Origin of the sequence: Pseudarthrobacter sp. SSS035 (assembly GCF_023273875.1) — a bacterium.
In the GTDB taxonomy this organism is placed as follows: domain Bacteria; phylum Actinomycetota; class Actinomycetes; order Actinomycetales; family Micrococcaceae; genus Arthrobacter.
Genome location: NZ_CP096882.1, coordinates 772,047 through 787,331, shown reverse-complemented (window position 1 = coordinate 787,331; position 15,285 = coordinate 772,047). Strand labels below are relative to the sequence as shown.

Genomic DNA, 15,285 nt, shown 5'->3' with positions numbered 1-15,285 from the left:
CAACGATGCACCAGACTTAGGGGCGTGACGAACAAACCCCGCCCCGGCCTCGCGATCGCCGCGCTCAGCCTCGGCACTTCCCTGAACCCGCTGAACTCGTCCATGATCGCCGTCGCCTTGGTGGTTCTGCGGGAGGACTTCGCGCTCGACGTCGCCACCGTCACCTGGGTGATCACCTCGTTCTACCTGGCGTCCGCGGCCGGACAGCCGCTCATGGGCAGGCTCGCGGACCGCTTCGGGCCGCGCCGCCTCTTCACGTTCGGAATGGCCTTAGTTGCGGTGACCTGTGCGCTGGCGCCATTCGCGCCCAACTTCGCGCTGGTCTGCGTGGCGCGAGCGCTCATGGCTGTGGGGACGGCGACGGCGTACCCGTCCGCCGTCGTGATGGTCACCGAACTGAGCCGGCTGGCGAAGCTGCCGTCCACCCGCCCGCTGGGCCGGATCCAGATGGCGAACACGTCGGCGGCAGCGGTGGGACCCGTCGTCGGCGGTTTGTTGGTGAGCCTGCTGGGCTGGCAGGCGCTGTTCGCCGTCAACGTGCCGCTCGCGCTGCTGGCGCTGATTGTGGTGCACCGGGCGGCGCCGGCCGATTCCGGGCGCGAAACCGGGAAGCTCGCAACACTGATCCGTGACTCCGACATCCCCGGCATCCTGGCCTTCGTCGCCTCGCTGATGCTCGCCATGATGGCGCTGCTGAACGTGATGCCGGGATACCGCTGGTGGCTCCTGGGCGCGGCGACCGTCATTGCCGCGCTGTTCGCGTGGCGGGAGCTGCGTTTCCGTCCGCCGTTCCTGGACCTGCGGCTGCTGGGCCGGAACCGGCCGCTGCTGCTGGTGTATCTGGTGTTCGTCGTCTTCAGCGGCGTCTACTACTTTGCGTTCTTCGGCCTGCCGCAGCTTCTGCAGGAGGCAGGACACTACGACGCCGGACTGGTGGGCCTGCTGATGTTCCCCCTGGCGGCAATGTCCGTGCTGGTCACCCCGGTGACGGTCCGGCTGATTGATTGGTTCGGCGTGCGTTCGGTGATGATCGCCGGCGTGCTGATCCTGCTGGTGGCCTCGGGCGCACTGGGGGCGTTGACGTTGTCCCTGTGGCCGCCCATGGTGTTTGTGCTGACCGCGTTGATGGGTGTGCCGTACGGGGTGGTGAGCACGGCGTCGAACCAGGGCCTGTACGTGTCCGCCCGGCCGGAGGAGAGGGGAGTGGCGGCCGGCATTTTCCAGACCTGCCGCTACCTCGGCGCCATCACAGCGACGGTGCTGATCGGTGTGCTGTACGGGCCCGGCGTGAACCAGGCGAACTGGGGACTGATGGTCCTGGTGATGCTGGGGCTGGGCGCCGTGGTGCTCGGGTTGGCGGTGGCGTGGAAGCGGAAGCCGGGGGTTTAGGTGCGGTGTGATGTGGTCGGCGTCCAGGCCTGCGTCCGCGAAAATGCGGCCTTCAGCTTCCGGCCCTCAACTTCCTCAAGCAACGCGGAATCGCCGTTGGGACGCCTGCCAGCGGGGCGCCTTCTCGCCGCGTTCCTCCATGAGCGTGCGCAGGCGGGGTTGTCGCTCCTGTCAGGCTGCGTCGAGTGTGGTCTGAAGCAGCTGGTCGAAGCTGGCGGTGCCATAATCGGGTGCAGTAGCAGTGACAATAACTTTTGTTGTCCGTATCCTGTCGTCCGTTCGGGCTATCGCTGCTATGCGCTCGGCACCTGGTCTGTCGCTGACGACGCGCAAATTTAGACCTGATACGCCGTTGACCGGCAACGGAATATCCCGGTCGGAACCCCGCAGAGCCACCAGATCTTTCACGGACAGCCTTGCATCCGCGTTGTCGGTGAGCTCAACAACGGTGTCATTCACCTCTGCGATGAGGTCGCTCATAAACGCCTGTTGGGGCGAAAGCTTTCCCGTTGACCTGATCATCGCTATGACTAAGCCGATGAATGCAAGAACGATCACCACCGTCCCGAAAACTCCGAGGTTGCAGAGGATGACGAAGGCTATGATGCCAGTCAACAGCCGCTTCCCCCGGAATTTGGCAAAGACGTTCACGGGTTTGGGCATGCTACTGCCATCCCACTGCGCAGAGGTGAAACTTCTGATGACGATCTTCTCCGACTGCGTTTGTGTCACCGTCATTTCCCTTTCAGTTCCAGTAGCGCTTCGGCCAGGATCATAGCCCTACGGGCCTCGTTGAGGTCATCTCGAAGGCCCGGATCGGATGATGCCGCGTTCGCTCCCTGGGGTGTCCCGGCAACACCCGCGACGGCCTCGTTGAGCTTCTCGCGATCGCGCATTGTCATCCGGGACGAAAGGAGATTGAGCTTGCTTCTGTCCAGATCGAGAAGCGACTTGTTGATTTCATCAACATGGCTGCTAACAGCTGATTTTTTCTCGTCGATGCGCTGGCTGCGGAGCAGGAACATTGATTCCATCCTGAGGGCAACGTCATGGAGCTCGCGCAGCGAGTTTGCCGTGTCCAGCGAATTGGCATCTTTCGCAACTAACTTGCTGAGCTTGATGCGTCGTTCTTCCCAAAGTCTGAGACCGAGCACGTTCTGTTTGAACAGCAAAGTGATTATTTCAAGTGTCCGGTTCAGTGAGTCATGACGTGCCTGTAGCTTTTTCGAAGCGGCCGCCAGCTGCTCGACGAACTGTGCATAGTTGTCCGTGAGCTCCGGCCCTTGCCTGGTCCTTTTCACGAGGCTACGTCTCCTTTCCGTACATCCAGAGAACGATGTCCATGACACGAATGTCGGAAATCGGATCGGAAATTCCAGAGAGCCTTCGAATTTCTTGAAGCCGGTGAGTGAGGCCTGTGCCGTCAGTTAAGGCCGTGTGCCATTTCTTCCACTGACCCACGGAGTTCTTGGGCAGCCCCATTAGCGGACCCACGATTGAATCGTAGATTGGGATTAGCTGGGGGCGCTTTCGGGCCATGATCTTACTGGCCTTAGTTTCGCCGATACCCCATCGTCCGGTTGTCGTCGCCCTGAGCACGTGCCATAGGCACATTCCGGGGCTACCCGCACCCAGGTACTTGTCGAACTCGGCAGGAGTCAGATCCGCCAGGTCGACGTTATATGGCAGGTGCTTGAGGTTCTTTGAAATCTCCGGAGCATGCGTTTCAAGTATGCCGACAGCGGCCCGGGCCGGAATCTTGACCGACAGGAATGAGACTGCGACAAGATCATCGGCGACCACTCGGTTGGCCACGCCCGCCGCGTCACCACCACCGGCCCAGCTATCGAAGCGGCTTCCGGTTCTCGGCATCACTGATGCGAAAAGATCATCGTAGTAAGCGCGCAGCAGTTTGGCTGCGGCATCGATATGGTCTTCATCCAAAATGTTCGGAATTGTCATTTGTCCCCCAATAGTTGCGCTTGACGTCGAGCCGGCGTCCTGGCACGTCGCCGAGAGTACCAAGTCCCCAAGGCAGCGCACGGTGGGTACCTTGGGGACGAGCGGCCACTACTTCGTTACGTGAACTACTACTGCCTTGTCGACAGCCTGCTCTGCCCCGGCGTTGTCTATCCCTGTAACCGTCCAGTTGCTGAGCAGCAGCACGGTCTTGCCAGTATCAGCGTTGTAGACGACTTTCTTGAAGCCCAGAGCGGACAGATCGTCGTCGAGCGCCTCTGCATTCATTCCGGCAACGTTGCCAGGAATAATCGCAGTCGTTGGAGCCGCCGGAGCCGGAGCCGGGGCCGCCACTACGACGGGTGCAACAGGCTCGGCTATGGCGGTTGCCGTCACGGTTGCTGTAGCCGTCTGTGTAACGGTGTGCGTTACGGCCGGAACTGATTGCGGCGATCCCGCAGCACAGCTCGAAAGGGCCAGGCACAAGAGTGCGCCGCTGGCCAGAGTTGTTGTGAGCTTCAAACTATTTCCCCCTTGATGAATTCAGTTCGGCAAGGTTGGATGCGTCATCCAGCCTGCCTGATGACCCAATTCTTCACGGGGATAAGGTGCGCACAAGTACGTTCTCCGATTGCTCGGTGAAAGTTGCGTAGACCTTGAGCAGCCCTTGATTAAATCTGCATTGGATCTCCTTGGCTTTACTGCGGTCTGGGGACAGGCACGTAAACGGTTTACGTAAACGTTTACGTGACTTGCCTCATCAACAGTAAGGGGGGAGGTGCCGGAGGCGTGAGTGTTTCGGAAACAACGCCGGAAGGACGGGCCGACTGGCCACAGAAAGAAACCGTGCTGTGTGCCGGTGAGCTAATGAGCTTTCAAATGGACGACCAGTCCGCGGCGCCCGGTCCGTCGAACAGCGCGCTGGTGCTGCTTTGAGGCACCACCACGTGGACGGCGTTGCGCTGGACGGTGAAGTCGGTCGGCGTGGTCGTCGCGATCTCGCCGTCGAGGTTCACCGGCAGCGGCTGGTCGGTGACCAGCCGGACAGCTCGGCTGGTCAGGTGGTACACCCGGTCGTGTTTGATGAAGCTTCCGTCCTTGAGCAACCGCGCGATACTCACATGCTCCCGGAGTGGCCCCGCCAGGATCGCGTAGATGTCGAGGGTGTGGTCGTCGATCCCTGCCGTGGGGGAGACCGTGTTGCCGCCGCCGTAATGCCGGCCGTTGCCGACGGCCACCTGAAGCAGGCTGTCGAGTTCCATCGGTTCGTGGTCCCCGTCGGGGAACTCGAGACGGGCCCGGAACGCCTTGTGCCCGGCATAAGCGCGCAGGGTGGCAATGCCGTAGGCCAATGGCCCGATGTACCGCTTCAGACGGGGGCTGAGAGCTTCGGTGACAGCCACCGACAGGCCAACGGACGCGACGTTGAGGAATGGCTCGCCGTTGGCCCGGCCAAGGTCGATGTCCACTACTTTCCCGTCTGCGATGGTGGCGCAGGCCTCGGCAAGATTGTTCGGTATCTCCAGCGTGCGGGCGAAGTCGTTGGCGGTGCCCAGCGGCAGAACGCCGAGCACAACGTTTGTGCCGGCAACGCGACCGGCGGCGTAGGACACAGTCCCGTCGCCGCCGCCGACAACCACCAGGTCGTGCCCGTCCGCAAGCACCCGATCAAGCGTCCCGGCCAGGTCTGCCCCGGACAGCACGTGGTGCACGGCGGAGATGGGCACACCCGCCTTCCGCATCGTGTCCACGGCAAGTTCGTGTGCCGCCCCCCGGCGTGATCCGGCGTTGATCACAACGGCGGCAGAGCGGGCGTCCCGGGCAGCTTTCATGTGGGCCATCGTAGGGCGTCGACCTGTGAATGCCCCTAGCCCGCCACCGCAGCCTTCGCCTTCGCCGCCTTCGAGGCCTGCATCCACTCGCTCAGCCACGGGGCCAGGACGGTCGACGTGATCCGGCAGTCTTGTCCGGTCTTTCGGTGCAGCGGGAAGAGCACGGCGTCGCCTGTTGATCAGCTCGCCCGCTCCAGCACGCTGGCTCCGCCGCCTGCTGGCCGCGCCGGAGTGGTTCAGGTTGGCAGGCCGGCCCTGATCTGGATGAGGGTGAGCTCCAACAGAGGCGTAGGGACGTTGCGGCTGCGGGCTCTGCCGGCAAGGTCGCCGAGGATGTGCTCGGCCTCCGATGGGAGCCCTGCGCTGAGGTCCCGGTACAGGGAGGAAGTGAACGCCGATCCCGGTTGAGTCAGTATGCCGATCGCTTGTGCATGACCGGCGTCGGAAACAGGATGTCCTGCCGCCGCCGCCACCGCTTCGGTTTCACTGATGGCCTCCAGGATCCTGGCCTCGCCGCCGGCCTCGATGATCCGTCCAACCGGCGCCCGGAACAGGCAGTTGACGATTCCTGCGGCAGCGATGAATACCCATTTCTCCCACAGGGCGCCGGCCACGTCGTCCACTACCGAGAAGTCGACGCCGGGCACGTCCAGAGCCTCGGAAACATCCGTAGGTACAGGGTTTCCGTTGAGCCCGCCCACGGTGAGGGAAGTGAGGGGCATCTGCTGGCGGACCACATCGCCGTCGAGAGTGGCGACGATCCGGGCCAGGCCGCCGAGCACCTGGCCCGGGTACAGCTGCTCAAGCCGGTCCACATGGGCCATGCCGTTGAGGATGGGAATGATGCTGGTTCCAACCCCCAGAAAAGCGCCAATCTCGCCGAGTACGCCCTCGAACGCGGTGGCTTTGACCGTGACGAGGATCAGATCGAAGGCCTCTGACCCGTCCGGTGCCGTGATGGTTTTTACCGGGTGCGTCCGGTCAGCGGTGGGGGAGATGAAGCGTAACCCGTCGCGGCGAAGGATCTCCTGCTTGCGCGGCCGCACCAAATAGGTGACATCCCGTCCCGCTTCCTGCAGGAGCGTACCGAACGCCCCGCCTGTGGCTCCGGCTCCGACGACGAGTATCCGCATGGCTGCATACCTTCCGGGGTGGTTTTCAACGATTGACCGGACACAGGAGCCTGGGAACAGCAGATGAGGCTTTGTATCCGATGTTCCAAGGCTAGGGGTTTCAACGGGATGGTGCGGGTGACATTCGCCTGGCATGCCTAATCAGTTCCGTTACCGCCTGGGTTATCTACCCCGCCACCGCCGCCTTCGCCTCCTGCTTGGCCTCCATCCATTCGCTCAGCCACGGGGCCCGGACGCTCGACGTGATCCGGTAGTCGGCCACGAAAGTTCCCTTCGCGCCGGCGTCGGTCCAGTCCGTGAGCGCGGCAAGGTCCGCCAGTGAGCGGATGATCGCCGACTCGGCACCGAGCGCCCGGGCGATGCCGCTGAAGTCCACCTCGGGGATCAGCATGGGCTTTTCGGTCAGGCCCATCAGGAAACCGCCGTCGCCGGAGGCCAGCACCAGGGTGCGGCCGTCCTCCACTGCGCGGGCTGCCCCGACGGTGCTGCCAAGGCCGAGCCCGATGGCCTGGTAGGCGGTTCCCCACCATGACCAGGTCCTGGGGCCTGGGGATACGCCAGGACATGGGCGCCCAGCCTACGAAGTGCCCTCCATCTTGGACAACGGTGCGGCGTCAGTTGGGCGGCTATGTGGTGCTGGCGCTGGGGCAGGAATGACGTAGTCATCCGTAGCCGCCTGGCGTATAACGTGAGCCTTCCCACCTTATTCTGAGTAGCTCACATTAAGCCTGTAAAGTTAGGTACAGGCCACCGTAGCCCTTGAGTACCGCACCGGTGAACATACCCGGGCCAGCGGGGCAAGCGATATAACGCGCAACCGCCCTCCTGCTTGAGCGGCACAAGAACCTGTATGGCACTCATCCCGAAACCCCAAGGAGAACCATGACTTTCCTGACCGAACGCCCCGAAACCTCCTCATCCATCACCGAAACCACCCTTCAGGCCGCTACCGCTAGCGCTGTCCCTGACGCCGCAGTGCGCGGCGGCAGCTACGTGACTCTCCCCGCCGGCAGCGTCTCCGTCGGCGTCGAGGGCAGCTATGTCACCGTCGCTGGCGGCCGAAACCTGCGCCCCGTCACTCGTGGCAGCTATGTCACAGTAGACGGCACACCCGTTGTTGCCGCCAGTGTCATCGAGGGCAACTACGTAACGCTTCCAACAGCGGCCTAGGGTCCAGCGCCCTGCGGGGGATAGCACCACCGCGCGGGCAAAAGAGGAGGCCGACGGCGACACTGGGTGTCGTCGTCGGCCTCCTTTTTCGTGCCATCCGGGCAGTTAGCCCGCCACCGCCGCCTTCGCAGCCTGCGAGGCCTGCATCCACTCGCTCAGCCACGGGGCCCGGACGCTCGACGTGATCCGGCAGTCGGCCACGAAGGTTCCCTTTGCGCCGGCGTCGATCCAATCCTCGAGCGCGGAAAGGTCCGCCAGTGAGCGGATGATCGCCGACTCGGCGCCGAGCGCGCGGGCGATGCCGCTAAAGTCCACCTCGGGGATCAGCATGGGCTTTTCGGTCAGGCCCTGGGAGCCGTACTGGTGGATCTCGGCGCCGTAGGCGGCATCGTTGTAGATCACCACGACGGCGCTGCTGGCAGCACCAATCAGCGATTCGAGGTCGGCCAGGCCCATCAGGAAACCACCGTCGCCGGAGGCCAGCACCAGGGTGCGGCCGTCCTCCACTGCGCGGGCTGCCCCGACGGCGCTGGCAAGGCCCAGCCCGATGGCCTGGTAGGCGGTCCCCACCATGACCAGGTCCTGGGGCCTGGGGATGCGCCAGTACATGGGTGCCCAGCCGACGAAGTGCCCGCCGTCCTGGACCACCGTGCGGCGCTCCGGCAGCACCGCATCCAGTGCCGTGGCCAGGGAGCGCGGGTCCAGCCGGCCGTCCGGGGTCTCGTCGGAGCCCGGGTGATGGGCCGGTCCCTCGGCCAGGCGCCTTCGGGCTTCCGCACGCCAGGCTTCGGCGCGGCTGGCGTCCGGCGAGGCCGGGCCGTCCAGCATCCTCAGGAGGTGTCCCGCCGCAGACTTCACGTCCGCGCTGACGAACATATCCACCCGGGGGTGCGTCGGCTGCAGGGCGGTGTCGATCTGGATGACGGTGCTGTCCGGGCCGAGCAGGTGCCCGAACCGCATGGTGAAGGGGCTCAGGCTCGCCCCGGCCACCAGGACCACATCGGCCTCACCCATGAGCCCGGCCGCGGTGTCCGTGCCGAAACCGCCGGCGACGCCCAAGTACCCCTCGCCTTTGAGGAGGTTGAGCGCCAGGGCGGTTCCGGCGGTCAGTGCGCCGAGGCGGTCGGCGAGCTCCCGGAGCTCCGGGCCGGCTCCGGCGAGATGCGCACCGCGGCCGGCGAGGATCAGCGGCCGCTTCGCCCCGGCGAGCAGGCGGGCTACCTGCCCAAGGCCGCCGTCGACGTCGTCCATCACCTGAGGTGCCAACGGCGCCGGAAGCTCTTCGTCCGCAGCCTCAAGTGCCGCGAGGTCGTAGGGGATCGCAATCACGACGGCGGTGCGCTTGGTCAGCGCGTACTCCACCGCCTGCCGTGTGATGGAGCCCGCGGCTTCGCGGGTGACGGTGAAAGTGGCCGCGCCGAGGCCGGCGGCGATGGCCGCCTGGTCCACGTCCTGCGGCCGGGCGCCAGTGCTCGGAGCGTCCCCGGTGACCAGCACGACGGGGATTTGCGCCTGGACCGCCTCGGCGAGGGCGGTGAGTGCATTGGTGTAGCCGGGGCCGTAGGTGGTGGTGCCCGCGGCGAGACGTCCTGACGTCCGGTAGTAGGCGTCGGCCGCGGCGATGGCGGCGCCTTCATGGCGGACGGGGGAGAAACGGAGGCCCAGCTTTTCCGCGGCGTCCAGGAAGTAGACGTTTCCGTTGCCCATAACGCCGAAGACATCGCTGAGGTAGCTGCTGAGAACCTGTGCCACGTGGCCGGAGACGGTAAGTGAAGTCATGCAGGAAGCTTGTGGGCTGGTGCACAGATAGGCAAGAGAGTCGAGTTCGATTGGGATATTTGGCAGGAGTAGACAGGAGAAGTGAAAATATGCGCACTTGTGGCGTGCATCACGAGTGTTTACTCGGAGGAGCGGGATTCCTGTTCCGTCAGCCGGCTCAGGAGGCCGTCATAGCGGGGCGGCATAAGTTCAACCACCGAGATGGCCGTGCTGGTCCGCTGGATCCCGTCGATTGCCAGGATCTGGTTGGTGATGCGGTAGAGATCGGCCGTGCTCCGGGCCACCACCTTGGCCATCAGGTCCGCGTCGCCGGTTGTGGCGTGCACCTCGATGACCTCCGGGATGGCCGCGAGCCCGTTTTCCACCGCTCCCGCCCGCGTCTGGCTGATGGCCAGTGAGAGGAAGGCCATCAGGTCATAGCCAAGTGCGGCGGGGTCCAGCCTGCGGCTGAAGGAGCGGAGGGCACCGCTGCGCTCGAGCCGTGAAAGCCGGGCGTGGACCGTGTTCCGCGCGACGCCGAGCGTCCGCGAAAGGGCCAGGGCGCTGGCTTCCGGATCCTCGTCCAGGGCAAGGATGATCCGGCCGTCAAGGGAATCCAGGGTGCGAGAGCTCGCGATGGTCATATTTTCACCACAGTCAGTAGAAGTTGAGCAGAAGTCCCAATGGGTTGAGCGTATCTTGCATTGTGGGCCGGGTCACAACCATGATCGGTGCTCATGACCCGTGATCAACTCCTGACTGCACCGGACGCCGCGCTTCCCACCCTTCGCGGCGCGGTGGCCGGTCTTCCGCCCTACGTCCCGGGCCGGCGCAGCGCCGGCACGGACATTGCGGCCCTCGCCAGCAACGAAAGCCACTACGAGCCACTGCCCGCTGCCGCCGCCGCGGTGGCCGCAGCGGCCTGCACCATGAACCGCTACCCGGACAGTGCCGCCGTAGAACTCCGTGAACGGATTGCCCGCCACCTCGGCGTCACGGTCGGAGAGGTCGCGGTGGGACCCGGCAGCGTCGGCGTCCTCCAGCAGATCATCACTGGACTGTGCGACGCCGGCGATGAAGTGATCTTCGCGTGGCGCTCTTTCGAGGCGTACCCCATCCTGGTTGAGCTGGCAGGTGCCCGGCCGGTCCGCATCCCGCTGGACGGCGCTGAGGGCCACGACCTCGATGCCATGGCCGCGGCCGTCACTGCCCGCACGAAGGTGATCCTGCTCTGCACCCCCAACAATCCGACCGGTGTGCCGATCAGCCACAAACGCCTCGAGGCGTTCCTGCAAGCCGTCCGCTCCGACGTCCTCGTGGTGATCGACGAGGCCTACGTGGAATACGCCGAAGCGGGCAGCGGCCCCGATTCCCTGAGCCTCTACCGCCAGTACCCGAACGTCTGCATCCTGCGCACCTTCTCGAAGGCGTACGGCCTCGCCGGCCTGCGCGTGGGCTACGCCGTGGCGGCGCCGGGCATCGCTGAGGGACTGCGCCGGACCGCCCTTCCCTTCTCGGTGAGCGCGCTGGCCCAGAAGGCGGCCATCGCGTCGCTGGACGCCGGGGAGGAGATGGAAGCGCGGGTCGCCGCGGTCAGGCAGGAGCGCGAACGGATGGCCGCGCAGCTGGAAGCCCAGGGCTGGAAACTGCAGGCGAGCCAGGGCAACTTCCTGTGGATCCGTGCGGATGACGATCTCTGCGCGAGGCTGGTGGACGCGTTTGACCGCGCGAGCATCCTGGTCCGGGCGTACCAGGGGGACGGTGTGCGGATCACCGTGGCCGCCCCCGCCTCAAACGATCGCGTGCTCCGGCTTCTGCAAGCCCACGCAGCCTAAAACCGACTGACCTGAAACCCAATCCGTTCCACCTACAACCAGAGGACTCCCCATGGAACAACAGACAATGACGTCTGGCCGCGCACTGGGCGCCGCACTCAAACCCCGACAGCTCACGATGATGGGGCTCGGAAGCGCCATCGGCGCGGGCCTCTTCATCGGCTCCGGCGCCGGCATCCAGGCTGCAGGCCCGGCCGTGCTGATCGCGTACCTCGTGGCCGGTACGCTCATCATCCTGGTGATGTGGGCCCTCGGCGAGATGGCCGCCGCCAACCCGGACAGCGGCGCCTTCTCCGTCTATACCGCCAAGGCCTACGGGCCGGTGGCCGGTGCCACGGTGGGCTGGCTCTGGTGGCTGCAGCTCGTGGTGGTCATCGCGGCCGAAGCGCTTGGTGCGGCAGGCCTGCTGGCCACCATCTTCCCGGCGCTGCCGGTGTGGCTGATGGCCTTCGTGTTCATCGTGGTGCTCACCGCCGTGAATCTGACCAGCGTGAAGAACTTCGGCGAGTTCGAGTTCTGGTTCGCGCTGCTCAAGGTGGCGGCCATCGTGGGGTTCCTCCTGGTGGGCGCGGCCCTGCTCTTCGGCTGGCTGCCCGGCGTGCAGTCGCCGGGCCTGGCCAACTTCACCGGCGCCGGATTCGCACCCAGCGGTTTCGCCGGTATCGCCACGGCACTCTTCGTGGTGGCCTTTGCATTCGGCGGCACCGAGATCGTGTCCGTGGCCGCAGCCGAGACCGCAGAGCCGGCCCGCAGCGTGAAGACAGCAGTCCGGACGGTGCTGTGGCGCATCCTGGTCTTCTACATCGGTGCGATCTTCGTCATCGCCGCAGTGGTTCCCGTGGGCTCGGCGGGGCTGAAGAGCCCGTTCGCCGCAGTGCTGGATGCGGCCGGCATGCCCGGCGCGGCTACCGCCATCACCCTGGTGGCCGTGGCAGCACTGCTCTCGGCCCTCAACGCCAACCTCTACGGCGCGTCCCGGATGGCGTACTCGCTCGCCGAGCGGGGAGAAGCACCGCGTCTGCTCGCTTCTGTTTCCAAGGCCCGGGTCCCGGTTGTCGCCGTCCTGGCCAGCGTCGCTTTCGGCGTTGTCACGGTTGTGCTGGAGCTGGTTTTCCCCGAGAAGGTCCTTTCCATCCTGCTCAACATCGTGGGTTCGACGTGTCTGTTGGTGTGGACGTCCGCGCTCCTGGCCCAGCTTGCGCTGCGCCTCCGCGCCGACCGCGAGGGAACGGAGCTCCCCCTGCGGATGCCCGGATTCCCGTGGCTAACGTGCTTTGGCCTGCTCATCCTCGCGGCGATCTTCACGGTGGGCTTCATCGGTGAGGATTCCCGGCCCCAGCTCCTGAGCACTTTCGCGCTCGTGGCGCTGCTGGCGCTGGCGAACTGGCTGCACCACCGGAGCGGGAAGGTTGCGCCGCTTGTCGAGTCTTCGGATGGTGCCAAGCAGTCGGTGCTCATCGACTGAATCAAGTGCTGCGGACCACTTGGCTGTTCAGTTCCCAGGAAGGGCGCGCCCGGTCTGGCCGGGCGCGCCCTCCGCAATGCTTTGTCGGTACCGCCAGCTTCACCACCACATTTCCGCCGGCGCGCCATCGCCGCTTACTCGTTCCTGAAGGTTCGACGCCGTCACCACCCTCACCGAGGAAACTGTCGAACCCGCAGGACCGTGCCCGCGCCATCGTGCTCGTGGCGCTGATCGGCGGCGGCATCTTCGCTGCGGTCTCTCCGTGACCCAGCTGGTTCACTCCGGCGGCGCGTTCGAGGACCCGGTGTCCGCTGCCAGCTCGATCGCCCTGCAGATCGGCGGGCGGCTGTCCGGCGTGGTGTTGCCGTCGTAGTCGGTATTTCGTCGATGACTAGCCGGTCCGCGCAGCGAGGGTTGGCCAGTGGCATCTGGCCGCAGGCATGTCGGACCATCTCGCCGCCTTCTAAACCCTTCGTTGGCACGCAGCATTTCATTGGCACGCAGGATTCTTGAAAGGCACGGCGTCGAGCGACGATGGTGCGCAGTGCTGAAATAACTTACGCCAAGGTCAGTGCAGAACGCCGGAAGGTGACCTAATAGGATGAACACATGACAAGCACGGGTTTCGGCGCAGGGCCACGAGTTCCCGACGAAGGTTCTTCGCACAATGACGACTGGCAATTCCGGGAGAGCTACGCTCGACGGCGGCTTGTCATTGAGAAACTGAGGTCCCTGGACGCGCATGAAATGCAGCGTGAGAAGACCCTAATTAGGTTCAGCGCAGTTGCAGCTGTGATCTCGACAATTAGCCTACTGATCCTCACCGTATTCGCTTACTCGTCAGTGTTCCTCAGCGACGGCAGTGGCGTCGAGTCATGGACGGTCTTCCTCACTGTGGGTTCAGCTCTCATGACTGCTAGTGGCGCCATTGTTCAACTGCGAAGCGGAATCAGGGCGCGTCGTTCGGCCTATGAGACTGCGGCGTCGACGTTCCAGCGGGAACTTACGGAAGCTTGGGATGACGTCGACATTGCCCGGACCGAACTCGATGGCCTCCAGCCGCGTATGGGTGCAGTCAACCCCGCGGCCGGTCCAGCTATGGGGGATCAGAATTGACGGCTGCCCAGTCAACGAAGTCCGTCGGGAAATCGACACCTCCGCAGGAGGGCGGCAAACCAGGTTTCCCGCGAAGGCAGACGCAGCTCACGTCTGGCGCTCAGGCCGAACTCGATAAAGTGGTCGGCGACTTCGAAGGGCAGCTCGAAGCTCTGGCGCGGGAGAAATCTCGCGGACTAGACGATGTGCAAACGGTAAACATCAGGGATGCTCGGGCTGAGTTGCTGGTCACGAGGCTCGACGAACTCGCCAATGTAGGCGTCGTCATCATGCTGCCGATCGGACTTTTCCTCCTAGGTCTGTCCGGAAACGCCGTCATCGGGGCATGGACCGGCACTCCCGCCCATTGGTCGTTCTGCGTCATCGCGGCTGCTGGTGGCGTGATTTCTGGTTTGTCACTTGGTGTCTACTTCACAAGGGGCACGCTCAAGAGACTATTTGCCCGCGGGGCGAAGTCGTCGAATTAGGTCGGCAGACTTCGAACGTTGGCATGGACCGCGAGCCCCCGAGAGGCCAGCTTGCTGTAGTTTCGTTCCAGCAGTGGATGAAGGTCAGGATCGCGGTGGTGAAGACGTTCGGCGCGGCGAGCGGGAGCAGGACCCTGCGGAACGCCTGCCACTAGGTGCAGCCGTCGATCATAGCGGCTTCCTCGAGGTCGAACGGCAGGGCCTTCATGAAGGTGTGAGGTTCCAGACCGCCAGCGTGATCGCGGAGGGGACAGGCTCGGGACGATCATCCCCTGGTAGACGTTGATCCAACCGATGTCCGTGAAAAGGCGCAGCAGCGGCACCGCCACGGAGACGCCGGGGAGCATCGACGTCGCGATGATGACGCCCAGGATCACCGACTGAAAATGTCTGCGGTGCGGTGCGGTGGAGACCGGAAACCGGTATCCAGTGGATCGGCCCCAGGCATTTGGCGACGCACAGCAGGACATTTACGCCCGGTGGGTGGACACTTCAAATACTCCGATAACCCCGTGGTCGGTTCCAATACTTGAAGGCTTCGACCTGGTTGCCGGTGTCCTGAAAGGACGCGTCAGCCGACTTTGTCCATTGCATCGTTGTTTGTCAAGTTGGTCGGGGTTGTACGCAAGAAGTCCCCACGGAATACGTTGTAGTACACCCCGAAAAGCCGCCGAAGAACGGTAAGGAAATTTACGCCCAGATGTGCGAGTCCGGCCACAATCAAGGCCGTGCCACCAACGCGTAACCATTCCCATCGAATTCCTGACGGTGCCGCCAGGCCAGCAGCCAACGAGGCAGCGATCCCCAGGGCTAGTCCGGCGCAATAGAGGCATGCGACGGCCGTTTCGCTCGTGAGGAGGCTCATTTGGCGTCGTATCTTGAGCGTTTCGCTTTCAGAGATTTTGATTCGCAAGTTTGCCAAGAAAATGAAGGCCGTAACCATGGCTCCAACGAGCAGGCCTGAAGTCGTCAGCAGAGCCGTGGCTCCATTCCTGTCCAAACGAAAACCGGCCACAGCCCCTAATCCCGCAGCGACCACGGGAAAAACGAAAAGCAGGATTTTGGAAGATAGGCTAATCCTTGTCGCATTGTCCGTGCGGAGGCTCGCGAAGTGATTCACCACGATGGGCTTCAGACTGAACCTGGTCACGTCTGACATAA

General features: G+C 64.2%; 15 protein-coding genes and 1 pseudogene. 6 read left to right on the top strand and 10 right to left on the bottom strand.

What is annotated here, in order from left to right:
- The first annotated feature begins 24 nt into the window (after window positions 1-24).
- A complete protein-coding gene (locus MUN23_RS03560) occupies window positions 25-1,389 on the top strand; it encodes an MFS transporter (protein ID WP_248762143.1) in 1,365 nt (454 codons plus the stop codon).
- Between the two features lie 171 nt (window positions 1,390-1,560).
- Here MUN23_RS03560 and MUN23_RS03555 read toward each other — a convergent pair whose 3' ends face one another.
- The 7 genes and pseudogenes from MUN23_RS03555 to MUN23_RS03525 form a co-directional block, all read right to left on the bottom strand.
- Entirely contained in the window at window positions 1,561-2,121 is a 561-nt protein-coding gene (locus MUN23_RS03555; RefSeq protein ID WP_248762142.1) for a hypothetical protein, read from the bottom strand.
- Window positions 2,122-2,123: 2 nt separating this feature from the next.
- Window positions 2,124-2,690 (bottom strand): hypothetical protein, encoded by a 567-nt coding sequence (locus MUN23_RS03550; RefSeq protein WP_248762141.1) that lies wholly within the window; start codon window positions 2,688-2,690, stop codon window positions 2,124-2,126.
- A 4-nt stretch (window positions 2,691-2,694) separates the two neighbouring features.
- Window positions 2,695-3,351: a DUF6308 family protein gene (locus MUN23_RS03545; protein WP_248762140.1), complete on the bottom strand. Its 657-nt coding sequence runs from the start codon at window positions 3,349-3,351 to the stop codon at window positions 2,695-2,697.
- Window positions 3,352-3,459: 108 nt separating this feature from the next.
- Window positions 3,460-3,636 carry a hypothetical protein gene (locus tag MUN23_RS03540; protein ID WP_167349818.1) on the bottom strand — a complete coding sequence of 59 codons (177 nt, stop codon included), beginning with the start codon at window positions 3,634-3,636 and terminating at the stop codon, window positions 3,460-3,462.
- A 587-nt stretch (window positions 3,637-4,223) separates the two neighbouring features.
- Complete coding sequence (locus tag MUN23_RS03535; protein ID WP_248762139.1) at window positions 4,224-5,180, bottom strand: lipid kinase; 957 nt, start codon at window positions 5,178-5,180, stop codon at window positions 4,224-4,226.
- A gap of 236 nt (window positions 5,181-5,416) precedes the next feature.
- Window positions 5,417-6,313, bottom strand: coding sequence for a ketopantoate reductase family protein (locus MUN23_RS03530; protein ID WP_248762137.1), 897 nt, complete (start codon window positions 6,311-6,313; stop codon window positions 5,417-5,419).
- 166 nt (window positions 6,314-6,479) lie between these two features.
- Window positions 6,480-6,927 (bottom strand): annotated as a pseudogene (locus MUN23_RS03525) (thiamine pyrophosphate-dependent enzyme); the annotation flags it as partial.
- A 268-nt stretch (window positions 6,928-7,195) separates the two neighbouring features.
- Between MUN23_RS03525 and MUN23_RS03520 the strand changes: the two are divergent.
- Entirely contained in the window at window positions 7,196-7,483 is a 288-nt protein-coding gene (locus tag MUN23_RS03520) for a hypothetical protein (protein ID WP_248762135.1), read from the top strand.
- Between the two features lie 105 nt (window positions 7,484-7,588).
- Here the strand turns inward: MUN23_RS03520 and MUN23_RS03515 are convergent, their stop codons facing one another.
- Together MUN23_RS03515 and MUN23_RS03510 are read right to left on the bottom strand one after the other, a co-directional pair.
- Complete coding sequence (locus tag MUN23_RS03515; protein WP_248762134.1) at window positions 7,589-9,262, bottom strand: thiamine pyrophosphate-binding protein; 1,674 nt, start codon at window positions 9,260-9,262, stop codon at window positions 7,589-7,591.
- Between the two features lie 119 nt (window positions 9,263-9,381).
- Window positions 9,382-9,885: an Lrp/AsnC family transcriptional regulator gene (locus MUN23_RS03510; protein WP_248762133.1), complete on the bottom strand. Its 504-nt coding sequence runs from the start codon at window positions 9,883-9,885 to the stop codon at window positions 9,382-9,384.
- 93 nt (window positions 9,886-9,978) lie between these two features.
- Between MUN23_RS03510 and hisC the strand changes: the two genes are divergently transcribed.
- The 4 genes from hisC (at window position 9,979) to MUN23_RS03490 (ending at window position 14,124) form a co-directional block, all read left to right on the top strand.
- Window positions 9,979-11,076, top strand: coding sequence for a histidinol-phosphate transaminase (gene hisC / locus MUN23_RS03505; RefSeq protein WP_248762132.1), 1,098 nt, complete (start codon window positions 9,979-9,981; stop codon window positions 11,074-11,076).
- A gap of 52 nt (window positions 11,077-11,128) precedes the next feature.
- A complete protein-coding gene (locus MUN23_RS03500) occupies window positions 11,129-12,541 on the top strand; it encodes an amino acid permease (protein ID WP_248762131.1) in 1,413 nt (470 codons plus the stop codon).
- A gap of 609 nt (window positions 12,542-13,150) precedes the next feature.
- Window positions 13,151-13,657 (top strand): hypothetical protein, encoded by a 507-nt coding sequence (locus tag MUN23_RS03495; RefSeq protein ID WP_248762130.1) that lies wholly within the window; start codon window positions 13,151-13,153, stop codon window positions 13,655-13,657.
- Window positions 13,654-14,124, top strand: a complete 471-nt coding sequence (locus tag MUN23_RS03490; RefSeq protein ID WP_248762129.1) for a hypothetical protein — start codon at window positions 13,654-13,656, stop codon at window positions 14,122-14,124. Before MUN23_RS03495 ends, MUN23_RS03490 begins: the two co-directional genes overlap by 4 nt.
- Before the next feature lie 571 nt (window positions 14,125-14,695).
- Here MUN23_RS03490 and MUN23_RS03485 read toward each other — a convergent pair.
- On the bottom strand, window positions 14,696-15,283 hold the full coding sequence (locus MUN23_RS03485; protein ID WP_248762127.1) for a hypothetical protein: 588 nt from the start codon (window positions 15,281-15,283) through the stop codon (window positions 14,696-14,698).
- Window positions 15,284-15,285: the final 2 nt, after the last annotated feature.